This is a genomic window from Cognatiyoonia koreensis, assembly GCF_900109295.1.
Lineage (GTDB): Bacteria > Pseudomonadota > Alphaproteobacteria > Rhodobacterales > Rhodobacteraceae > Cognatiyoonia > Cognatiyoonia koreensis.
In genome coordinates, this window is sequence record NZ_FOIZ01000001.1 from 1577707 (window position 1) to 1600965 (window position 23259).

19 protein-coding genes are annotated in these 23259 nt (G+C 57.5%); 11 read left to right on the forward strand and 8 right to left on the reverse strand.

Annotated elements, in window-relative coordinates:
* Positions 1–3 precede the first annotated feature (3 nt).
* Positions 4–5913, forward strand: a complete 5910-nt coding sequence (locus tag BMY44_RS07840; RefSeq protein WP_110521942.1) for a Hint domain-containing protein — start codon at positions 4–6, stop codon at positions 5911–5913.
* Positions 5914–5946: 33 nt separating this feature from the next.
* Here BMY44_RS07840 and BMY44_RS07845 read toward each other — a convergent pair whose 3' ends face one another.
* From BMY44_RS07845 to BMY44_RS07860, 4 genes are all read right to left on the reverse strand, one after another.
* Entirely contained in the window at positions 5947–6729 is a 783-nt protein-coding gene (locus BMY44_RS07845) for a gamma-glutamyl-gamma-aminobutyrate hydrolase family protein (protein WP_089992442.1), read from the reverse strand.
* A gap of 69 nt (positions 6730–6798) precedes the next feature.
* Entirely contained in the window at positions 6799–7227 is a 429-nt protein-coding gene (locus BMY44_RS07850; RefSeq protein ID WP_089992445.1) for a GlcG/HbpS family heme-binding protein, read from the reverse strand.
* A gap of 36 nt (positions 7228–7263) precedes the next feature.
* Positions 7264–9411 (reverse strand): malate synthase G, encoded by a 2148-nt coding sequence (locus BMY44_RS07855; protein ID WP_089992447.1) that lies wholly within the window; start codon positions 9409–9411, stop codon positions 7264–7266.
* A 106-nt stretch (positions 9412–9517) separates the two neighbouring features.
* Positions 9518–9673, reverse strand: coding sequence for a DUF2256 domain-containing protein (locus tag BMY44_RS07860; protein ID WP_207510497.1), 156 nt, complete (start codon positions 9671–9673; stop codon positions 9518–9520).
* 68 nt (positions 9674–9741) lie between these two features.
* On the opposite strand from BMY44_RS07860, the gene pepN reads away from it, so the two are divergent.
* The 3 genes from pepN to BMY44_RS07875 all read left to right on the forward strand — a co-directional run bounded on the left by pepN (position 9742) and on the right by BMY44_RS07875 (position 13825).
* Complete coding sequence (gene pepN / locus BMY44_RS07865) at positions 9742–12309, forward strand: aminopeptidase N (protein WP_089992449.1); 2568 nt, start codon at positions 9742–9744, stop codon at positions 12307–12309.
* Positions 12310–12345: 36 nt separating this feature from the next.
* A complete protein-coding gene (locus BMY44_RS07870; RefSeq protein ID WP_089992452.1) occupies positions 12346–12876 on the forward strand; it encodes a hypothetical protein in 531 nt (176 codons plus the stop codon).
* Positions 12877–12976: 100 nt separating this feature from the next.
* Complete coding sequence (locus tag BMY44_RS07875) at positions 12977–13825, forward strand: lysophospholipid acyltransferase family protein (protein WP_089992454.1); 849 nt, start codon at positions 12977–12979, stop codon at positions 13823–13825.
* A 15-nt stretch (positions 13826–13840) separates the two neighbouring features.
* Here the strand turns inward: BMY44_RS07875 and BMY44_RS07880 are convergent, their stop codons facing one another.
* Both BMY44_RS07880 and BMY44_RS07885 read right to left on the reverse strand, forming a co-directional pair.
* Positions 13841–14716, reverse strand: a complete 876-nt coding sequence (locus BMY44_RS07880; protein WP_089992457.1) for a transglycosylase SLT domain-containing protein — start codon at positions 14714–14716, stop codon at positions 13841–13843.
* 141 nt (positions 14717–14857) lie between these two features.
* Positions 14858–15418, reverse strand: coding sequence for a type 1 glutamine amidotransferase domain-containing protein (locus tag BMY44_RS07885; protein ID WP_089992459.1), 561 nt, complete (start codon positions 15416–15418; stop codon positions 14858–14860).
* Between the two features lie 111 nt (positions 15419–15529).
* On the opposite strand from BMY44_RS07885, the gene gatB reads away from it, so the two are divergent.
* Both gatB and BMY44_RS18290 read left to right on the forward strand, forming a co-directional pair.
* Positions 15530–17041: an Asp-tRNA(Asn)/Glu-tRNA(Gln) amidotransferase subunit GatB gene (gene gatB / locus BMY44_RS07890; protein ID WP_089992461.1), complete on the forward strand. Its 1512-nt coding sequence runs from the start codon at positions 15530–15532 to the stop codon at positions 17039–17041.
* 126 nt (positions 17042–17167) lie between these two features.
* Positions 17168–17596, forward strand: coding sequence for a DUF4177 domain-containing protein (locus BMY44_RS18290; protein WP_207510499.1), 429 nt, complete (start codon positions 17168–17170; stop codon positions 17594–17596).
* Here the strand turns inward: BMY44_RS18290 and BMY44_RS07900 are convergent, their stop codons facing one another.
* A complete protein-coding gene (locus BMY44_RS07900) occupies positions 17597–17851 on the reverse strand; it encodes a BolA family protein (protein WP_089992464.1) in 255 nt (84 codons plus the stop codon).
* A 78-nt stretch (positions 17852–17929) separates the two neighbouring features.
* Between BMY44_RS07900 and BMY44_RS07905 the strand changes: the two genes are divergently transcribed.
* Positions 17930–18565, forward strand: a complete 636-nt coding sequence (locus tag BMY44_RS07905; protein WP_089992466.1) for a J domain-containing protein — start codon at positions 17930–17932, stop codon at positions 18563–18565.
* On the opposite strand, the gene BMY44_RS07910 is transcribed toward BMY44_RS07905, so the two are convergent.
* Positions 18562–19056, reverse strand: a complete 495-nt coding sequence (locus BMY44_RS07910; RefSeq protein WP_089992469.1) for a hypothetical protein — start codon at positions 19054–19056, stop codon at positions 18562–18564. The genes BMY44_RS07905 and BMY44_RS07910 overlap by 4 nt on opposite strands.
* 220 nt (positions 19057–19276) lie before the next feature.
* Between BMY44_RS07910 and cobS the strand changes: the two genes are divergently transcribed.
* From cobS to cobT, 4 genes are all read left to right on the forward strand, one after another.
* Entirely contained in the window at positions 19277–20263 is a 987-nt protein-coding gene (gene cobS / locus BMY44_RS07915) for a cobaltochelatase subunit CobS (RefSeq protein ID WP_089992472.1), read from the forward strand.
* A 151-nt stretch (positions 20264–20414) separates the two neighbouring features.
* Positions 20415–20789: a hypothetical protein gene (locus BMY44_RS07920; RefSeq protein WP_089992475.1), complete on the forward strand. Its 375-nt coding sequence runs from the start codon at positions 20415–20417 to the stop codon at positions 20787–20789.
* A 90-nt stretch (positions 20790–20879) separates the two neighbouring features.
* Complete coding sequence (locus BMY44_RS07925; protein ID WP_089992478.1) at positions 20880–21245, forward strand: hypothetical protein; 366 nt, start codon at positions 20880–20882, stop codon at positions 21243–21245.
* A gap of 65 nt (positions 21246–21310) precedes the next feature.
* Positions 21311–23191: a cobaltochelatase subunit CobT gene (cobT, locus tag BMY44_RS07930; protein ID WP_089992481.1), complete on the forward strand. Its 1881-nt coding sequence runs from the start codon at positions 21311–21313 to the stop codon at positions 23189–23191.
* Positions 23192–23259 lie beyond the last annotated feature (68 nt).

Genomic DNA, 23259 nt, shown 5'->3' on the forward strand with positions numbered 1-23259 from the left:
CAAGTGGCTGACGTAACAATCAACGGAACCTCTGGCGACGATATCATCGAAACCACAGGCGAAAACACCGATCACGAGGTCAATGCCGGCGCGGGCAATGACTTCATCGTTGATGGCGGTGGAACCGGTAGTGATGACATCTTCAACGGTGACGCAGGCGACGACAATATTCTGGGCGGATCCGGAAATGATACGATCGACGGCGGCGTTGGCAATGACACAGTTCTTGGCAGTGAAGGCGACGACACGCTCCTGCTGAACGACAACTTCGGTGAAGACCGTGTAACAGGCGGCGAATTCCAGGAAATCACAGGCGACGTGCTGGATGCATCCGGCATGACGACGGATGCCACACTGACCTTCGGCGTTGATATTACAGTTGCCAGCGATGGCGGTGGCCCTCCCGGTGGCGGAGGCGGCCCACCCGGTGGCGGCGGTGATGGCGGCGGTGGACCCGGCGATGGAGGCGGCGATACGGTTGTAAAAGGTGCGACACTCGCATCCGGCACCAATTTCGCCGAAATCCTTGAGATTGAATCCTATGTGCTCGGCTCTGGCAATGACACCGTCATCGATGATGACGGCGACAACATCGTCAACATGGGCGCGGGTGACGACCAGTTCCAGATCACCGATGCGTTCGGGCAGGACACGCTGACCGGCGGCGAAGGCGGCGAAACCGATGGCGATCTCGTCGATGGGTCCGCGCTAACGGCCGCGGCGACTGTAACGTTCACCGGCGATGGCGTCGGCACGCTGACTGACGGCACCAATACGGTTACCTTCACAGAAGTCGAACGTGCCGAAACAGGTGCCGGGGCCGACACAGTCTATGGCGGGAGCGGCACCGAAAGCGTAGCCACCAACGACGGCGACGATGTCTTCTTTTTCGGCGACAATTTCGGCAATGACATCTATGTCGGCGGCGAAGGCGGCGAAACAACCGGCGACACGCTGGATGGCACTGCATTGACGGATGCTGTCACCGTGGCATTTACCAGCGACGGTGGCGGCACGCTCAGCGACGGCACCGATACGATGGCATTCTCCGAGATGGAGCAGATCTCGACCGGTTTCGGCGACGACACTGTCACGGGTGGCACCGGGAACGACACGGTCAACCTCAACCACGGCGACGATACATTCGCAGTCCTCGACAACTTCGGCAACGACACCGTCGACGGCGGTGCTGGCGGCGAAACCAACGGTGACTTCCTCGATGGGTCCGGGCTGACAACAGACGCCACGCTTATCCTGACGACCGAAGACGACGGCACGTTGACGTCCGGCACGAACACCGTCAATTTCACTGATTTTGAACGGTTTGAAACTGGTGCGGGCAACGATACCGTTATCGGCAGCGCATCCGACGATACTTTCGCGACAAATGCGGGTGACGATACCGTCTCGGTCACCGCCGGGTCCGGCACCGACACCTGGGATGCTGGCGAAGGTGGTGAAACCACTGGCGACACGCTTGATGCAACCGCGCTGAATGGCGACACGACAGTCACGTTCAACAACGATGGCTCCGGCACGCTCAGCGACGGGATCGACGGCGTGAATTTTCAGGACGTTGAAGTCGTTCTGACCGGTGCTGGCAACGACACGATCACCGGCAGCACCGGAGATGAGACAGTCGCGGCCGGGGCTGGCGACGATACGTTCCAGATTGCCGACGGCTTTGGAAACGACGATCTGGATGCTGGCGAAACTGCCGAGACTTCAGGGGATCGGTTGGATGGCTCGGCCCTGACAGCAGGCGTGACCGTCACACTGACAGATGCCGAAAATGGCACGATAAGCGATGGCACCGACACACTGTCCTTCGCAGGCTTTGAAATCCTTGAAACCGGGTCAGGCAACGACACGATTGTCGGAAGCAATGATGACGATACGATCGCGACGAACGGCGGGGACGATCGCTTCACGCTCGCCAACGGGTTTGGCACAGACACGTTCTCTGCGGGATCGAGCGGTGAAACCACAGGCGATACCATCGACGGCTCCGCCCTCACCGATGATACAACCGTCAGCTTCACCGGCGCACAGCAAGGTACGTTAAGTGCGGGCACGGACAGCATCAGTTTTGACGATGTGGAACGGATCGAAACCGGTTCTGGCAACGACACGATCGCGTCCGGCGCGGGTGACAATTCGGTCGCCACAAACGCAGGCGATGACACTTTCATAATTACTGACGGCTTTGGCACCGACAGCTTCGATGCGGGCGAAGGCGGCGAAACGACGGGTGACCGGCTCGATGCTACGGGGATGACCGCCAACGCGACCGTCACACTCACGGGTGACGGTGACGGTACGCTGACGCAAGGCAGCAACAACGTTTCCTTTACTGACGTCGAACTGATCGAAACAGGTTCAGGTGACGACGATGTAACAGGCGGGACCGGAAACGACAGCGTCGCGACAGGTGCCGGCGACGACAGCTTCAGCGTCCTGGATGGCTTTGGCGACGACATCGTTGATCTCGGCGAAACCGGTGAAACCAATGGCGACACGCTTGATGGGTCCGGTCTGACCAGCGATGTGACACTGAACCTTGCGGGCGGGGACGCTGGAACGCTGAGCGATGGTAGCGGCACCGTTACTTTCAGCGGTGCGGAAAATGTCGAAACCGGCGCAGGCGACGACGTCGCCACCGGGTCGTCCGATGACGATACCGTTGATCTGAACCAGGGCGACGACAGATTTATCATTGCCGAAGGCTTTGGCAACGACAGCGTTGATTTCGGCGAAGGCAATCAGAACAACGGCGGCGATACGCTGGATGCAACCGGCGTGACCAGTGACCTGACGGTGACCTTCACATCCGGTGAGTCTGGAAACGCGACGGACGGCACAAACACGCTGGCCTTCAGCGGCCTTGAAAACGTCGAAACCGGATCTGGAAACGATACGATCATCAGCGGCAGCGCCGGTGACAACGTGTCCACCAATGGCGGCGACGATACGTTCGTCGTTACAAACAATTTCGGAAATGATCAGTTCGACGCCGGTGAGACATCGGAAACAACCGGCGACAGCCTTGATGCAAGCGGTGTGACCAGCGACATCACGCTGAACTTCAGTGGCGCGGAACAGGGCTCGCTTTCATCTCAGGGCGATACGCTCAATTTCTCAGGGGTCGAGTCGGTCACGACCGGTTCAGGATATGACACGATCACATCTGGGGCGGGCAACGACAGCGTCTCATCCGGTGCAGGCGATGATGTCTACATCCTCAACAACGGTTTTGGCGATGACACATTCGACGCCGGCACGGGGAACGAATTCGACGGCGATCTGGTCGATGGCAGCAACCTGACAGGGGACACCACGGTTACCTTCACCGCAGATGGCGAAGGCACATTGGTTGATGGTGCGGACACGCTGACTTTCAGCAACATCGAAGGGGTTGCAACAGGTTCCGGCAACGACACGATCTTCGGCGGCACCGGCGACGATGTCATCCTTGCGCAGGATGGCGACGATACGCTGGTCCTGACCGGAAATTTCGGAAGCGACGCCATCCTTGGTGGGGAAGGTGGTGAATCGACGGGCGACAAGATTGATGCCGGCGCAATAACTGATGACGTGACCATCTCTTTCTCTGGTAACGAAGAAGGCAACCTGACCGCTGGTACAAACAATGCCCTTTTCTTCGAGATCGAAGAAATCGAGACCGGCGCAGGCAACGATACATTCACCGGAAGTTCCGGCAATGAAAGGATCATCGCTAACGCAGGCGACGATACGTTCAATGTCGCTGACAACTTCGGGACGGACAGTTTCGAGGCCGGCAGTACGGGCGAAACAACGGGCGACCGGATCGATGCATCGGCCATGACGGCCGGGGCGACCGTGGCTTTGACGGGTACGGGCACAGGCACGCTGTCCCAAGGTGCCAACACGCTGACCTTCGACGGTATTGAAGCCATTGAAACCGGCAGTGGCGCGGATACGATCACAGGCAGCAGCGGCAACGACACCATCGTCACGAATGAGGGTGATGACACATTAATCGTTTCCGACGGTTTCGGTGACGACACGATTGCAGCAGGCGGTGGCAGCGACCACGTCGACGGCAGCGCGCTTAGCACCGATGCGACGGTCAATTTTACGTCTGCCGAGGCAGGTACGCTCTCGTCTGGGACGGACAGCGTAGATTTTGACGATGTCGAGGCGGTGAGCACCGGCAGCGGCAATGATACAATCATCGGCAGCAGTGGCGCGGAAACCGTCAGCTCTGGCGCGGGCGATGACACATTCACGATCAACGACGGGTTCGGCAACGATGATCTTGATGCCGGTTCCGGCGGTGAAATGGTTGGGGATACGCTCGACGCGGGTGGTCTTAGCATCGATGCAACGGTCCAGCTGAACAACAACGGCACAGGCAGCATTTCTGCTGGCGGCAGCACAGCGTCGCTACGCGATTTCGAGAACTTCGAAACCGGAACCGGCAACGACACCGTGTCAGGCAGCAGCCGCGACGAAACGGTCAGCACAGGTGTTGGCGACGACACATTCGTGATCGATGACGGGTTCGGCGACGACAGCTTTGATGCAGGCGAAGGCGGCGACGTAAACGGCGACACCATCGACGCAAGTCAGGTGAACAGCGATATCAACGTCAACTTTTCTGGCAACGAAGACGGCACATTGACGGCTGGCAGCAATTCGCTGGCGTTCGACAACGTCGAAAACGTCGTCACTGGATCGGGCGACGATACATTCATCGGCAGCACCGGCAATGAAAGCGTCAGCGCAGGCACGGGTGATGATACCTTCGTCATCAGTGACGGGTTCGGGCAAGATACGTTCAATGCAGGCGAAGGTGGCTTCACATCGGGCGACACGATTGACGGCTCTGCACTGACCGATGATGCCACGGTGCGCTTTAATGCCGACGAAGACGGATTTGTGCGCGCCGGCACAAATCAAATCGACTTTACGAACGTCGAAATAATCGAAACGGGGTCCGGCAACGATACGGTTTTCGGTGATGTCGGGGACGACAGGGTCAATACCGGCGCTGGCGACGACCGGATCATCGGCTTGGAAGGCCGCGATACATTTGATACCGGCGCTGGTGACGACACGATCTTCTTTGCCGAAGGTGACAGCATCGACGGCGGGTCCGGCGATGATGAATTCCTGCTGCGCGATTACGGCGAAACGAGCAACAACACGATCACCATCGACGGCGGATCCGAAAACACGATCGCTGGCGACGTATTGCGCCTTGGGCGTTTGGCCGATCTGACAACGCTCAACGTGAACGGGCTGGGCAACGGCTCAGTCACGCTCAAAGACGGGACGCTTCTGAATTTCACCGATATTGAAACGGTGATCTGCTTTACGCCGGGTACGATGATCGCGACGCCCTTTGGACCTCGCGACATTGCCGACCTGAAAATTGGCGATCGCGTCCTGACCCGCGACAACGGAATCCAACCGATCCGTTGGATTCAAAGCCGCACAGTCCCTGCTTGCGACCGCTTTGCTCCAATACGCATTCGCCCCGGTGTTTTGACAGATCAAGCGCAGGATTTGGTTGTGTCACCCCAGCACAGGATGCTGTTCGAAGGTTATCGCGCTGAACTTCTGTTCGGTGAATCCGAAGTCCTGGTATCAGCAAAGCACCTTGTCGACGGACGTTTTGTTACACAAGACGAAGGCGGCGACGTGACCTATATTCACATGATGTGCGACAAGCACGAGGTCGTCTTTGCCAATGGGGCCGCTTCGGAAAGCTTCCACCCCGGCGCAGTCGGCCTGACGGCGGTCTCTGATGAAGCCCGCGAGGAGCTGTTTGCGCTCTTCCCCGAATTGCGCAGCAACCCGAACGGCTATGGACCAACAGCGCGGCGGTGCCTGCGCAAGCACGAAACACAGTTGCTCTCTGCCTGATTAAGCAGACATTGCGGAAAAAGGCTGGCGGCGTCAGCCGGCGCGGCGCAATGCGCGTCCAGCTTTCCACGCGCGTGCCGCCTCCCCGAACGACTCAAACAAGGGCCGCGATACCGGATCTTTGGCGGCTTCGTATTCCGGATGCCACTGCACGCCTAATGTAAAGCCGGGCGCACCGGCGACATAGATCGCCTCCGGCGTCCCATCGGGTGCGGTGCCGTCGATAACGATGCGCTCTCCGGGCTGTTTGATCCCCTGCCCGTGCAAGGAATTGGTCAGGACTTCGGTGCTGCCAAGAATACGATGAAAAGGTCCACCCTCGGTCAACTTCACGATGTGGCGCATCGCGAATTTCTCTTCCAGCGTCCCGTCTGGCGGCATCCGGTGATTGTCGCGCCCGGGCAAATCGCGGATCTCAGGGTAAAGCGAGCCGCCCATAGCGACATTCAATTCCTGAAACCCCCGGCAGATCGACAGGATCGGCAAGCCATGCGCCACACATGCGCGCACAAGCGGCAAAACGACCGAGTCACGGTTGCGATCAAAAACCCCATGGGCCTCGGTCTCGGTCTCGCCATATTCTTCGGGATGCACATTTGGGCGACCGCCAGTCAGAACAAAGCCGTCACAAATCCCCATCCATTCGTCTGTGGACCCATATCGCGGGTCGGTCGGGATGATCAGCGGGATAGCGTCACAGAGCGCTGCGACGGCCTCGGAATTCATGACCCCTGCTGCGTGAGCCGGGTATTGATCGTTGATCAGGTAGTGGTTGCCGATGATGCCAATAACAGGGCGCAATAGTCTGAACCTCATTGATTTGGCCCAAAACTAACTACTCCGCTTCAGGATTCAAGCAAAACCCGCCGCAAAAGCCCTTTGGTATCATGCGTCCCCGGTCAGCCCGGCGGCGTTGATTCCGGCCATACCGGCAATAACATCATTGTCGGATGTATCACCGGTCACACCAACCGCCCCAATCAGATTGCCGCGTTTGTCGCGCACGAGGATACCGCCTGGCACAGGAACAACTTGCCCACCATAGACACCATTCACAGCAGCCATGAAATAGGCCTGCTGTTCCGCGCGCGCCATCTGTGCCGACCCCGGCATCCCCAACATGACAGCGCCGTAAGCCTTGCCTTGGGCAATTCCAAAACGGCCCGAAGACGCGCCATCAGCGCGTTCGAACGCTTTGACGTGACCGCCCGCATCCAACACGACGACAGACAGCGGCTTGAACCCCATTTGCTCGCCTTTCGCCATCGCCTTGCGAATGATGGTGCGTGCCTTAGAGGTACTGATTTCTGCCATGTCTCGTCTCCTTCGATCGCACAAGCGGCGGCGACATTAGTGGTTGCGCTGTGCCTTAAGTTCCAATCTGCGGCGATGCAGAACCGGTTCCGTATAACCGGACGGTTGTTCCCGACCTTTGAACACAAGATCACAGGCCGCTTGATAGGCGATCCCGTCAAATGTCGGGGCCATCGGACGATAGGCCGGGTCATCCGCGTTCTGACGGTCGACGACTTCGGCCATCTTGCGCATGGTATCCATCACCTGCTTTTCGGAAACAACACCGTGGTGCAGCCAATTGGCAAGCGCTTGTGATGAAATGCGGCAGGTCGCGCGGTCTTCCATCAGGCCCACATCGTTGATGTCGGGCACTTTCGAACAACCAACACCCTGATCGATCCAGCGCACGACATAGCCCAGAATGCCCTGTGCGTTGTTTTCGATCTCTTTCTGAATCTGCGCATCCGACCAGCGTCGAAAGGTCGCCAGCGGAATATCAAGGATTGAAGACACATAGGCGCGTCGTCCGCCAGCTTTCAGCTTCGCCTGAACGGCCAGTACATCGACCTGATGGTAATGTAGGGCGTGCAATGTCGCGGCCGTCGGACTTGGCACCCATGCGCAGTTCGCACCGGATTTCGGATGACCGATCTTCTGTTCGATCATGGCGGCCATCATGTCAGGCATCGCCCACATGCCCTTGCCGATCTGGGCCTTGCCGGAAAAGCCGCACTCCAACCCGATATCGACGTTCTGGTCTTCGTATGCCCCGATCCACTGCTTGCGCTTGATGAAGTCCTTGCGGCTGAACGGGCCCGCCTCCATCGAGGTATGGATTTCATCGCCGGTGCGATCCAGAAAGCCTGTGTTGATGAACGCGACGCGCGACTTGGCAGCGCGGATGCATTCCTTGAGATTAACGGTCGTGCGGCGCTCTTCGTCCATAATCCCGACCTTGATCGTATCACGCGGCAAGCCCAGCGCATCTTCAACATGCGAGAAGATTTCATTGGTGAACGCGACTTCTTCAGGGCCGTGCATCTTGGGTTTCACGATATAAATCGACCCGTGAACGGAATTGCCGCTTTCGCGCTTGAGGTCGTGCATCGCGATCAACGTCGTGATCATGCCGTCCATCAAGCCCTCATAGGCTTCGGAACCGTCTTTCAGAAGGATTGCCGGGTTCGTCATCAGGTGACCGACATTGCGGATCCACAACAAGGCACGACCCTTCATCGTGAAGGTGCTCCCATCCGGTGCGGTGTAGGCCATATCGTCGTTCAGACGGCGGGTCATGGTCTTGCCGCCCTTTTCAAACGACGCTTCCAGATTACCCTGCATCAGGCCAAGCCAGTTCGCATAGGCCTGCACCTTGTCTTCAGCATCCACACAAGCGACTGAATCCTCGCAATCCATGATCGCGGACACAGCGCTTTCCAGTCGAACATCAGCCAAAAGCGCCTGATCGCGGCTGCCGATCGGATGCGCGCGATCAAACACCAATTCGACGTGCAAGCCGTTGTTGCGCAACAAGATAGCATCCGGTGCCTTGGGGTTCCCACGATAGCCGACAAACTTATCGGGCTGCTCGAGCGGCATGTCGTCAATCAGCAAGGCGCCCTTGTCGATGTAATAGCGCGACACGTCCGCATGGCTTGCGCCAGCGATTGCAAACGCCTGATCCAGAAACACACGGGTGCGCGCAACAACGCGGGATCCATGCCCGCGGTCATAGCCACCCTTCGGCGGCATCCGCCCCATCGCATCCGTGCCGTAGAACGCATCGTAAAGGCTGCCCCAACGGGCATTGGCCGCGTTCAGCGCAAAGCGGGCATTGGTAATCGGCACAACCAGCTGCGGGCCGGGGACCTTGGCGATCTCGGGATCGACATTCGCTGTCGTGATTTCAAAGTCATCACCTTCGGGGACCAGATAGCCGATCTCGCGCAGAAAGGCCTCGTATCCGTCGCGGTCACGGATGTGGCCGGGGTTCTCCAAATGAAAGCCGTCGATTTGACCCTGCAACGCTGCACGCTTGTCCAGTAGCGCGGCATTGCGCGCCGCCTTGTCGTGAAGCAATGCCGAAAATCCTTCCCAGAACGCCGCCGGTTCGACACCGGTTCCCGGCAATGCCTGCTCATCTATGAATTGCGCAAGTTCAGCAGCAACTTGCAGGCCCTGCTTTTCGATCCGGTCGGTCATTCGATCTGTCCCCCTTGCTGCGGCATACGACGGCACACCGCTATCCCGCAGGACTTAGAACGAAGATTTGGCAGTGGCAATGATTTGGAGTGATTTTCTGACCAATTCAGTCTTTCACAGATGACCTTTCGGCACGGCACCGGTCGGAACAATACTTGACGTCGTCCCAAACCTTTTCCCATTTCTTGCGCCACTGGAAAGGGCGACCACAAGTGATACAGACCTTTTCAGGCAGATCGCCCTTCTTGCGCATTTTCGCCATGACCGATCCCTTGCTCTGCCTCGTTCCGGAACATAGGTTCGGGGTTCCGCATCGCAAGGGAAAGCCAGATGAAAGACGCCGGACCACAGCCGATCTATCTCAAGGACTACACACCGCCCGCCTATCTCGTCGATGACGTGCATCTGACGTTCCAGCTATCGCCGAACACGACCCGTGTGATTTCACGAGTGCGGTTTTGCAAGAACCCCGATGCAGCATCCGCCGAATTCTTCTTGCACGGCGAAGACCTGCGCCTGATGTGGGCCAAGATCGACGGTGTGTCGATCGCACCGGACGTTACAGAAAAAGGGCTGACCTGCGACGTGCCTGCGAATGCGTTCACATGGGAAGCCGAGGTTGAAATTGACCCGGCCAACAATACCGCACTCGAAGGACTATACATGTCCAACGGGATGTATTGCACGCAATGCGAAGCCGAAGGGTTTCGCAAGATCACCTATTTCCCAGACCGGCCCGACGTCATGGCGGTTTACACAGTCAGGATCGAAAGCGACCTGCCCGTCCTGCTGTCGAACGGCAATCCAACTGTATCAGGTGCCGGATTCGCCGAATGGCACGATCCCTGGCCGAAACCGTCCTATCTTTTTGCGCTCGTGGCGGGCGATCTGATCCCGACATCAGACCAGTTTACGACCGCGTCCGGCAAGGACGTCGCGCTGAACATCTATGCGCGCAAAGGGGATGAAACAAAATGCGCCTATGCGCTGGACGCACTGAAACGGTCAATGACATGGGATGAAAACGTTTATGGCCGCGAATATGACTTGGACATTTTCAACATCGTTGCCGTTGATGACTTCAATGCAGGCGCGATGGAAAACAAGGGGTTGAACATTTTCAACTCTGCTTATGTTCTCGCATCGCCCGAAACCGCGACAGATGCCAACTTTGAAAGCATCGAAGCGGTTATCGCGCACGAGTATTTCCACAACTGGACAGGCAACCGGATTACCTGCCGCGACTGGTTCCAATTGTGTTTGAAAGAAGGATTGACCGTCTTCCGCGACCAGCAGTTTACCGGCGACATGCGAAGCAAGGCGGTTAAACGCATTGATGATGCCGTCGCACTGCGTGCCTACCAGTTCCGCGAAGACAACGGCCCACTCGCCCACCCCGTGCGACCCGAAAGCTTTGTCGAGATCAACAACTTCTATACTGCCACAGTATACGAAAAAGGGGCCGAGGTCATCGGCATGCTCAAGCGGCTCGTCGGGGATGAGAAATACGCCGAGGCGCTCGATCTCTATTTCACGCGACATGATGGTGATGCGGCGACGATCGAGGACTGGTTGGCCGTTTTCGAAGACGTGACCGGGCGGGATATGACCCAGTTCAAACGCTGGTACACACAGGCCGGAACACCACGCATCACGGTGACAGACTCATTCGAAAACGGCACTTACACGCTGAAACTGACACAGGAAACGCGGCCCACCCCTGGCCAGCCAGACAAAAAACCGCAAGTGATCCCGGTCGCCATCGGCCTGCTTGCCCCGGACGGGACAGAGGTCGTGCCAACAACGATGCTGGAACTGACCGAGGACGCGCAATCCTTCACATTCGAAGGCTTGACAGAAAAGCCAGTGCCATCAATCCTGCGCGACTTCTCCGCACCGGTCATCATCAACCACGATCAGGACACGAAGACGCGCGCCTTCCTGCTTGCGCATGACACCGATCCGTTCAATCGCTGGGAAGCCGGGCACGCCCTTGCGACCGAAGTGGTCATGCGCATGGTTACTGACGACGTCGCACCCGATCCCGCATTTCTCGATGGTCTGGCCGCAGTCATGCGCGACGACAATCTTGACCCGGCCTTCCGTGCGCGCATCGTCGGGGAAATGCCGCGCCAGGATGACATCGCCCAGCGCCTCTTTGAGCAAGGCAGGACGCCGGACCCGATGGCGATCTACCGGACGTTCGAAACGCTGAAGGTGCAGATCGCCCTGCACTTGCAGGACATCACGCCGCGCATTTACGCGGCAATGCAGGTGCCCGGCTCCTACAGTCCGGCCGCAGATGCCGCTGGCAAGCGCAGCCTTGGCAATATCGCGCTATCGCTGATGTCGCGGCTCGACGGGGGCAAGCAGGCAGCGCAGCAATACGCGACCGCCGACAACATGACACAGCAACTCGCCGCGCTCTCTGCCCTGCTGAAACAGGGGGGTGGCGCAGATCAGCGCGCGGACTTCTTCCAGCAATGGCGGCATGAAAAGCTGGTGATGGACAAATGGTTCGCAGTGCAGGTCGGCACGGCTGCCCCAGAAGATGCGGCGGCGACGGTTAAGAGCCTGACCAAACATCCGCTGTTCGACATGAGGAACCCCAATCGGTTCCGCGCGGTGCTGGGCGCGTTTTCGGGGAACGCTGCGGGCTTTCACATGGCCGACGGCAGCGGGTACAATCTTCTTGCTGACTGGCTGATTAAACTCGACCCTGTGAACCCGCAGACAGCGGCGCGTATGACGACAGCCTTCGACAGCTGGAAACGCTACGATGCCAATCGGCAGGCCCATATGGTTGCGGCGTTGCAGAGAATCCTCAAAAACCCTGAAATATCAGGCGATGTCGCTGAAATGATAACGCGCCTATTGGACTCTGCCGCACCGGATTGATAGCCAATGGATGGGGCGTAAAGGATACTAAAGATCATGCCTTTCATCCTCGCTCTGCTTGGGATTATCGTCACCGCCTATTTCTGGGCAAACCGCGCGCGCAATGCCGGCAACGTCGCACGCGATATCGTGGATATGGCTGGCGATGTGCGACTTGCGGCTCGGCGGTTCGGCTTTACACGCAAGGCAAATGTGCATCCCGTCGAAAGCATAGAAGACCCGGATATCGCGGCAGCCTCGCTGGCCCATGCCTTCGTCGCGCTTGATGAAATGCCTAGCAAGGATCAGCAACAAATTATGTTGATCCAGTTGCGCAGCGTATTGCGGGTGGATCAGGAAACAGCGCAGGAATTGCTGGTACTGGGCACTTGGCTTGTGAACGAATGCGGCGGGCCAATGCCCGCAATCACGCGCATCGCGAAAAAACTGTATCGTCTTCAAGGGGCTTCAGCCCTTGAACCCGTGACCGAAATCCTGACTGGCATCAAGAAAGCCGAAGGTGAAGCGATGAGCCAACGTCAGGAGGAAGCTCTGTCCGAGATCAGAACAATCCTGCGCGTGCGGTAATCCCTATCCGAATAAGAGCGGCTTGCGCAGAATTTTGCCAAAGCGGTAGAAATTGCGCAATGTCATGGCCCTGTTAGAGTGTTAGGTGCAGATTGTACCCATGGAAGACAAGATTGCTGCCCTCATCTCCGAACGTGCGCCTTGGCTATATGACCGTCGCGCCGCGCTGCCCCGTCGCCTGATAGAACGGTTGCTGTGTTACGACCGGACCGTCAAGCTTGCGACACGGTTTCAATCGGCGACAAGTTCGCAAATCATGGAAACCATGGGGCGACACCTGTCGCGGGACGTGACCGTGCATGGCCTGGGGCATATCCCGCACCATGGTCCAGCCCTGATCGTCGCAAATCATCCCACCGGTATTGCTGATGGGATCATCTTGCATCGTCTGCTTGCAGGCAGTCGACCCGACACTTACTTCTTTGCGAATTCGGACATTCTGCGCGTTTTACCCCAGATGTCAGACATGATCGCGCCGGTCGAATGGCGTCGTGACAGACGGTGCCACGGCAAAACCCGCGAAACGATGGCCTACGTGCGTGATGCGACCGAGGCGGGGCGTTTGGGCGTAATCTTTCCATCCGGGCGGCTGGCCAAGCGTCGCGGGCTGAAATTGCACGAGCGGCCTTGGATGGCCTCCGCTGCGATGCTTGCGCGAAAATTCGATCTGCCTGTGATCCCGGTTCATATTCAGGCGCGCAATTCGGTCCTGTTCTATCTGTTCGACCTGATCCATCCGACGCTGCGCGACGTGACACTGTTTCATGAGACACTGAACAAGAACCGTCAGCCGTTCCGGATCAGAGTGGGAGAACCGATCGCCGCGCGCGCACTTCCGAAGAATTCCGAAGACGGGATTGCTATGCTGCGCAAGGCAACTCTGGCTTTGGGCGAAGATGCGCCAGCCGTCAGCTTGGTAAAGGCGACGCGCCCACTGCTGAGGGGATAGCCGGAAAAGAACGGACTATTCTGTGGCTGTCACGTTCATCGTCGAAACGGTGCCCCGCAACGGGCGCAGACGCGGACGGGTCTGAGTCACAATATCAGCCTGAGCCATCAAGGTGACGGGGCGCATCTGTGGACGCAAGTTCCGGACGGGCACGCAATAGGATTGATTGCGCGTCCAGTTTGCCATCTCGGGAATCTTGGAGCGATTGCTCATCGGCCCCCAATCGGCCGCAACCCCGCGCCAGCGCCCATTAAACAGCGCAATCGCGTTATCCCGGGCCACAGTGACATTCATGATCCGTGCCGCACATGACAGGTTTTCTGTCGGGTTCTTCAATTGCTCGCCCGTTGTGGCGCGGCAGCCATAGCGGCGGGCTGTGTCAGGATAGATCTGCAGCAGACCGTACCACAGGTTTCCGCCACCAACGGCACGCGGATTATAGGTGCTTTCGTGCTTGGCAAGCGCCGACATCATCCCCACCCAAAACGCACGACGCAACTCTGCGGAATTCTGTTTATACGCAGGACACCACGTATCGATATCCGTCGGAATGATCGAATCAAGCCCTTCCCCGTGTGCCCCGACCGCCGACATCGCGGCGCGGGTCCAGACGCTGTTGCCGGGCTGATGTTCCCAGCGCGTACGCGGCAAAAAGCTGGTACGCGCAACAGGGCGCATGGTTGGCTCGGTCGCGTTGACCTCTACAGGATACCGGATCATGTGTGCAGGACGTGGCTGCACACGAAATGCAGCAAGAGCAGCGGCTTGCGCGTCGATCTTGGCTTGAACGACATCTTCACGGGCGATGGGGCGGAACGGCACTTCGGCGACGGCAGATGTCGCAAGAAGGATACCCGCAATTCCCCCCAGAATTGGCTTGAGCAGTTTCATGACGCGAAACTTGCAACGGCCTCTATGACTTGAGCAAGGGGAATTCTTTCGCGATGGCAAAGGCTTGCCGAACAAAGCTGATCTCACAACAAAAAGGGCACCGCAAAAACGCGATGCCCCTTCGCTAAGTACGAGACTGGATTATGCAGCCTTGCGCGGGTGGTCGCCTTCGCGCACCTCTTCGACAATCTTTGCGACAAACGCCTCAAGATCTTCTGGCGAGCGGCTTGTGATAATTCCATTGGAAATCGCAACTTCCTGATCAACCCATTTTGCGCCCGCATTCACCAGGTCGGTCTTGATCGAATGATAGGACGTCATTTCGCGATCTTTCACGACGTCCGCTTCGATCAAAAGCCATGGTGCATGACAGATAGCGGCAACGATCTTGCCTTCGCTGACAAACTTGCGGACCAACGACACGGCGTCTTCATTGACGCGCAGCAGGTCGGGATTGATTTGACCACCTGGCAGAACGATCGCATCGTAATCCGCGACCGATACATCTTTGAGATCAATGTCGCCTCTGACCGTTTCGCCCCAGTTGTCCTGATCCCAGCCTTTGATATCTTTTGCATCGGGCGTGGCGACATGCACGGTGGCACCGTGTTCGCGCAACTTTTCCAGCGGCACCATCAGTTCGGATTGTTCAAAACCATCTGTTGAGAGGATGAGGATTTTTGCAGCATTGAGTTCGGTCATCTGAATTTCCTTTCGTTTCTAACGTTTCAGCTCAAAAACTATCGACAGCCGGACTTGTTCCGCGAATTGCGACGTTCTATGAGCAGGCATTCAACGCAAGGAGAGTGTGTGATGCTTGATCTGACCTACGAGACACCTGCCCCGAAAACGATTTCCGGCGCGACCGGCGACTGGGAGCTTGTGATCGGTCTGGAAGTGCACGCACAGGTGTCCTCCAAAGCAAAACTCTTCTCGGGGGCATCAACACAATTCGGCGCAGAACCCAACAGCAACGTGGCCTTTGTCGATGCAGGCATGCCCGGCATGCTTCCCGTCATCAACGAATACTGCGTCGAACAAGCGGTGCGCACGGGTTTGGGCCTCAAGGCGGAAATCAATCTGACATCAGCGTTTGATCGCAAGAACTATTTCTACCCCGACCTGCCACAGGGCTATCAGATCAGTCAGTTGTATCACCCCATCGTGGGCGAAGGCGAAGTGCTGGTTGAACTTGGCGTTGGCGTCGCCCGCCTTGTCCGCATTGAACGTATCCACCTTGAACAGGACGCGGGCAAGTCGATCCACGACATGGATCCGAACATGTCCTTTGTGGACCTGAACCGCACAGGCGTGGCGCTGATGGAAATCGTCTCCCGCCCCGACATCCGCGGCCCCGAAGAAGCAGCCGCTTATGTCCTGAAACTGCGCCAGATCATGCGCTATCTCGGCACCTGCGATGGCAACATGCAGAACGGAAACATGCGTGCGGATGTCAACGTATCGGTCTGCAAGCCCGGTGATTACGAACGCTATCAGGAAACGCAGGATTTCAGCCACCTCGGCACCCGGTGCGAGATCAAGAACATGAACTCCACCCGTTTCATTCAGGCCGCGATCGAAATCGAAGCGCGCCGCCAGATCGCAATCATCGAAGATGGTGGCGAAGTTGTGCAAGAAACGCGCCTGTATGATCCAGACAAGAACGAAACACGTTCCATGCGCTCCAAGGAAGAAGCACATGATTACCGCTACTTCCCCGATCCCGATTTGTTGCCATTGGAGATAGAGCAGACGTGGGTCGATGACATCGCAGGCAGCCTGCCGGAATTGCCCGACCAGAAGAAAGCTCGCTTCATCAGCGAAATGGGCCTGTCGGAATATGACGCATCTGTCCTGACGGCAGAAGAAGAAAATGCGGATTTCTTCGAAAAGGTGGCCGCAGGCCGCGACGGGAAACTTGCCGCAAACTGGGTCATCAACGAATTGTTCGGCCGTCTGAAAAAGGACGAGAAAGACATCACGCAAAGCCCGGTGTCACCTGACCAGCTTGGTGACATCATCGGCTTGATCAACGCAGGCGATATCTCCGGCAAGATTGCAAAAGAACTTTTTGAAATCGTCTACACAGAAGGCGGTGACCCGGCGGTGATCGTCGAAGAACGCGGCATGAAGCAGGTAACAGACACCGGGGCAATCGAAGCGGCTGTGGACGAAGTGATCGCCGCCAACCCCGCGCAGGTCGAAAAAGCCAAGGCCAACCCGAAACTTGCAGGCTGGTTCGTCGGTCAGGTGATGAAAGCAACCGGCGGCAAAGCGAACCCCGCAGCCGTGAACAAGATGGTGGCGGACAAACTGGGGCTTTAAGTCGACATCTAGCGTTGTCTGCCCTACCGCTACACAATCCCTAGACAAGGCCAGTTTGCCCAGCAAAACCTTGGCCTTGTTGCCCTATCTTGATATACCAGCGCAGTAGATTTCAGAGGTTTCAAGATGGCGTTCGAATACAAGGTCATTCCCGCTCCGACAAAGGGGCTTAAGGCGCGCGGCGTGAAAACCGCTGCCGATCGGTTTGCGAACGCATTGCAGACAAGAATGAATCAACTTGGCGCGGACGGCTGGGAATACCAGCGTACGGATACGCTGCCTTGCGAAGAACGCGAAGGTCTGATGGGAAAGACGACTGTCTTTCAGAACATGCTCGTCTTCAGGCGTGCGCTGGCGACACCTGTGGCGCAAGAAACCCCCGCAGAAGAGCCCAAAGCCCTGCCAGCGCCGGAGCCGACTGTTAGCAAGCCTGAGCCTGACCCACATGTTCTGGAAAACAAGGTCATGGATGGCGACAACGTACCAAGCGTGCCGGCCGAAAAGCCAGCGACCGACGACTCCAAACCGGATTCGGCCCGCGTCGCCGCAGAATGACTACTTGATATCGATTGCCAGCGCATGAAGTCGCCCGATAATCTCGGGCCCCAAGGCGCTGTGAATTGCACGGTGACGGGCCAGCCGCGACATATCGTCAAAGGCTGGGGCCGAAATAACAATGCGCCAATGGCTTTCACCTGACCCGTCATCGCCTGCGTGGCCAGCGTGCTTGTGGCTTTCATTGATAACGTCGAGTTGAGTCGGATCAAACGCTGTTTCCAATGCTGTCCGAATTTCGTTGTCTAGCCCCATTATTTTCACCCTGCCCTCTTCAATCCTGCGACCAACGGTTTATAGTCTGGCGTCCTATTCGGAAAGAGATGAAGCGCCATGAAGAAAAACGATCCATTTGGTTTCGACATGTCGGTGTCGAGCTCGAAGAAGAAGAACCCGCGCGGCCGGCGTGGTATGTCTGGCGCATCCGAAACGTCGACCCGCGTGTGCGATCACGACGGATGCGAGGAAGCGGGCAAGTACCGCGCGCCAAAATCGCCTGACCAGATGGATGACTATTTCTGGTTCTGCCAGCAGCACGTGCGCGAATATAACCTCAAGTGGAACTTCTTCGACGGCACATCCGAGGCGGAACTGATGGCGCAGATGGATAAGGATCGCACCTGGGAACGCCCGACCAAGCCGTTCAAGAAATCAGTCGAAGAAGCCGCATGGGCGCGCCTTGGCGTCGATGATCCACATCAGGTGCTGGGGCAGAACGCGACGCAGAACCCGGGTCGTCATCAAGGAACGGGCCGCAAGCTGCCGCCGACCGAACGGCGCGCAATCGAAATTCTTGATGCCAAGGACACATGGTCCAAGCCGGAAATCCGCAAGGCCTACAAGGCCTTGATCAAGGTCTTGCACCCCGACATGAATGGCGGTGACCGGTCTCAGGAAGAACAGCTGACAGAAGTTGTCTGGGCGTGGGATCAGATCAAGGTCAGCCGGAACTTCCGCGACAAGACCTAATAGGCGCGGCTAACGTCGGGCATCTTGAAAATCGTTTCGCGTTCTTCGCGCCAGATGGCAAAGCGATAGTGTGCGGACAGGATTGTGCAGGACCAGAAAAGGGCCAGCAGCGGATTCCCGATCAAGGTCGTCAATAGCGCCAACGGTCCAAACATTGTACCATGTCCGGGCAGCGCGAACGTACCCCCGATAAGTGCTGCAATAAAACTGATGACTGGAATTGCGACCAGAGCCTTCAACCAGCCTGCCATCCCCGGATGACCCAGCCAGACTCGCCCCAGATACAAGCCTCCGTAGGCCCCAAGCGCGCCAGAGATAATCACCCAAAAATCATAGCCGCCCAGCGGACGGATGACCGCATTACTGCCACCAAGTCGATTGACGACCGAAAACGAAATGACAGCGCCGAATATCGCGACACCGAGGTATGCGATTGCAAGACTGCGCTCGCCAGGCGTTGGGCCGAAACCGGCTGATTTTAATCGTAACATCGGTGATCCGCACTAGTGACAAACTTGCGCTACGCAGCGAATGTGTCAAAATTGTGCAAAGTTGTTAAAACACTATGTTTCCATGCCTGCAACGCTGCGGGTCGGACCAGTTCGCGGGAAGATTTCGGGCCAGTCTGCCCTTTCCCTTGCCGCCCCGCGCGATATGTTGCATGTGCACGGCAGAGGCCAAAGGGGCCTGACGATCTGAAAGGCAAGCACCATGGCTGATGGCACAACCGATATGAATGCAAAACCGACCGAGGACGTTTCCGTCCGCGAAGTGTTTGGTATCGACAGTGACATGAAGATCAAAGGCTTTGCCGACCGGTCCGAGCGCGTGCCTGAAATCGATTCGACCTACAAATTCGATCCCGACACGACATTGGCGATCCTTGCGGGTTTTGGCTACAACCGCCGCGTCATGGTACAGGGCTACCACGGCACGGGTAAATCCACGCACATTGAACAGGTCGCTGCGCGTCTGAACTGGCCTGCCGTGCGTGTGAACCTTGATAGCCACATCAGCCGGATCGATCTGATCGGCAAGGACGCAATCAAGCTGCGCGACGGCGTGCAGGTCACCGAATTTCATGAAGGCATCCTGCCTTGGGCGCTGCGCAATCCCGTCGCGATCGTATTCGACGAATATGACGCTGGTCGCGCGGACGTCATGTTCGTGATCCAACGCGTGCTGGAAGCAGACGGCAAGCTGACGCTGATGGATCAGAACGAAATCATCACACCGCACAAGTACTTCCGTCTTTTTGCGACGGCAAACACTGTCGGCCTCGGTGATACGACCGGACTTTATCACGGCACACAACAGATCAACCAGGCGCAGATGGACCGCTGGTCTCTCGTCGCGACGCTGAACTACCTCAGTCATGACGCCGAGGCGGCGATTGTCCTGTCGAAATCACCGCACTACAACACCGACCAGGGCCGCAAGATCGTGTCACAGATGGTGACTGTCGCAGACCTGACGCGAACAGCCTTCATGAACGGCGATCTGTCGACCGTCATGTCGCCCCGCACAGTGCTGGCCTGGGCCGAAAACGCGCGCATCTTTCAGGATGTAGGCTATGCTTTCCGCCTGTCATTCCTCAACAAATGCGATGAGCTGGAGCGGCAGACCGTAGCCGAGTTCTATCAACGCTGCTTTGACGAGGAATTGCCAGAAAGTGCGGCGTCACTCAGCCTCGGCTAAAACCCAGCCATCTGACAACCCGCCAGACTTGTTTTTGCAGGTGCGTTGACACACCAGTCCTTGTGTCACGCGTCTGCTACGCTCGACCAACTTCTTAAAACGCCCACTATATCGGCAAAAAATTAACACGCATGCTGCTATAATGTGCAGTATGCGAATTTTGCTTTTTGTCTTCCTGACGGCGGCAAATCCATGTTTTGCCGATCTGTCCTCGCCAGAGGCGCAGCTGCGCACCTTTGCCAATTGCGCGGGTCGGTTGACGGCACAACTTGAATTCGAATGGCTCATGCTTGACGGCAACTCTGCGGCAACGCAAGAACAGCGCCAACAAATCGTCGATATCCTCAATTCAATGATCCCCGATGGCCGCGGACGCGAGGTGCTGGCTTGGCGCACGGATGCGCGCGCAGCGCAGCGCGGGCTGTTAGAACGGGCGCAATTCGCAAGCGACAACACGGACGCCGCTTGGGCCAAAAAAGCAGCAGCCCGCTATCTTGCGTCCTGCACCGCCTTCCTGCTCAGCTGAAAAGTTCCACGCAATTGGTCCGAATTGGTCCTAATCCGGTCGCGATTGTGCGCAAGATCAGCGGCCAGATTATTCAACCGGAGCGACCCCATGAAGATGAAAATCGGAACGGCACTACCTGACGACTATACGGTCGAACACTCAGATCTGGCCGAATCTGCCGCAACTTTGATTGCCCATGCCCTGCTTCCCCTCTTCGCGGAAAACATGTCAGAAGACATCGCAAAGGCGAATGTCGAAGGGATCGTGACCGAACTCGCCTATCTTTTCGACGACGGCGAAATCCAACTTGGCGGAAAAACCTACCGGCCCCGCCTCGCTTTCGTGGACGAAGACGGGCAGGTTCTGCCGGGTGCCGCCGCGCTCGACAATTTCCATGCACTGGCCGATGCGCCATTCGATATCGCGCCCGAAGCAAAAATCACCTTTGAAGAGGCGATTTACGACGCGGCATGAGCAGCTGGGCACTGGTCAAGCGTGCCTGCGGGTTCTAGGTTGCCCAGCAACAAAGGACCCGCGCGATGACCAAACCCTCTGACAATCCGGCCGACCCGTTCAAAAAGGCCCTCGCCGAGGCCACGAAGGTCATGGCTGACGATCCGGAACTGTCGGTCAGCTATTCGGTCGATCCCGCCGGTCAGACGGCAGACACGATCAGACTGCCACAGGTCAGCCGGCGCATGACGCGCGAAGAAGTGTTGCTTGCCCGGGGCACCGCAGATTCATTCGCGCTGCGCCACAAGTTTCATGATGCAAAAACGAACGCGCGCTACCTGCCACAAGGGCAAATGGCGCAAGATCTTTATAATGCCATGGAAACTGCGCGGATCGAAGCGATTGGTGCGGAATACATGCCCGGTACCGCGGGAAACATCGACGCCAAGATCGGTAACGAGGCCATGCGCAAAGGCTATGACCAGATCAAGGCCCCTGCCGACGCGCCGCTCGCCACTGCAGCCGGATACCTGATCCGCCATCTTGCGACGGGTCGCGAAATGCCACCGGGTGCCGCAAACGTCATGGAACTCTGGCGCGGGTTTATCGAGGATAGCTGCGGCGGCACGCTGGAAAACCTTCAAGATATGCTGTCGGATCAGAAGGCATTCGCGAAATTTGCGCGACAGATGATTTCCGACCTCGGCTATGCGGATCAGCTGGGTGATGATCCCGACAATATCGACGACGATCAAGACGACGACGCCGAAGAAGGCGGCGACGATCAGGACGACGAGCCAGATAGCACCGGTCAGGACGATTCCGAGGATGACGAGGACGCCGGCACACCAGAGCAAAGCCAGGACGACCAGCAGGATGCCTCCGAAGCGCAGGTCAGCATGGACGATCAGGCCGATGCCGAGATGGGTGAAGAAACGGAAATGCCCGATGGGGAAGCCCCCCTCGAACCGCCCGCGCCTATGCCCATTTCCGAAGCTGACCCGGATTATCATGTCTTTACGACGGAATACGATGAAGAGGTGCTGGCGGAAGAACTCGCCGAGCCGGCAGAACTTGAACGCTTGCGGTCGTATCTTGACCAGCAGTTGGAGCCGCTCAAGGGGGCTGTCTCGCGGCTGGCCAACAAACTGCAGCGACGTTTGCAGGCCCAGCAAAACCGGTCTTGGGAATTCGACCGTGAAGAAGGCATTCTGGACGCGGGTCGGTTGGCCCGGATCGTGGCGTCTCCGACAACGCCACTTTCTTTCAAAGTCGAAAAAGATACCGAATTCCGCGACACTGTGGTGACCCTCCTGCTCGACAACTCCGGGTCCATGCGGGGCCGCCCAATTTCCATTGCGGCGATCTGCGCGGATGTGATGGCGCGCACACTGGAACGCTGCTCGGTCAAGGTTGAAATCCTCGGTTTCACGACGAAAGCCTGGAAAGGCGGGCAAAGCCGCGAGGAATGGTTGAAAGCCGGACGGGAGGCCACGCCGGGCCGCCTGAACGATCTGCGCCATATCGTCTACAAGGGTGCAGATGCTCCGTGGCGACGCACACGTCCAAACCTCGGACTGATGATGAAAGAGGGCCTGCTGAAAGAAAACATCGACGGTGAAGCCCTTGAATGGGCGCATCGGCGCATTGCCAACCGACATGAGCAGCGCAAGATCCTGATGGTGATCTCTGACGGAGCACCAGTGGATGACAGCACGCTGTCAGTCAATCCGGCAAACTATCTTGAAAAGCACCTGCGCGACGTCATCGCCATGGTGGAAAAGCGCAAAGCGGTCGAACTTGTCGCGATCGGTATCGGCCATGACGTGACACGTTATTACGACCGTGCGGTCACGATCACGGATGTGGAACAATTGGCAGGTGCGATGACAGAACAACTGGCCAGCCTGTTTGACAGCGACCCACGCAAACGGGCGCGTGTTCTTGGGATGCGCAAAGCCGGATAAATCACTGCCCTCTTGCAAGCGTCGCTGCCTCCGGCGGAAGTTTGATTGGACAAAGAAAAACAAAGGAT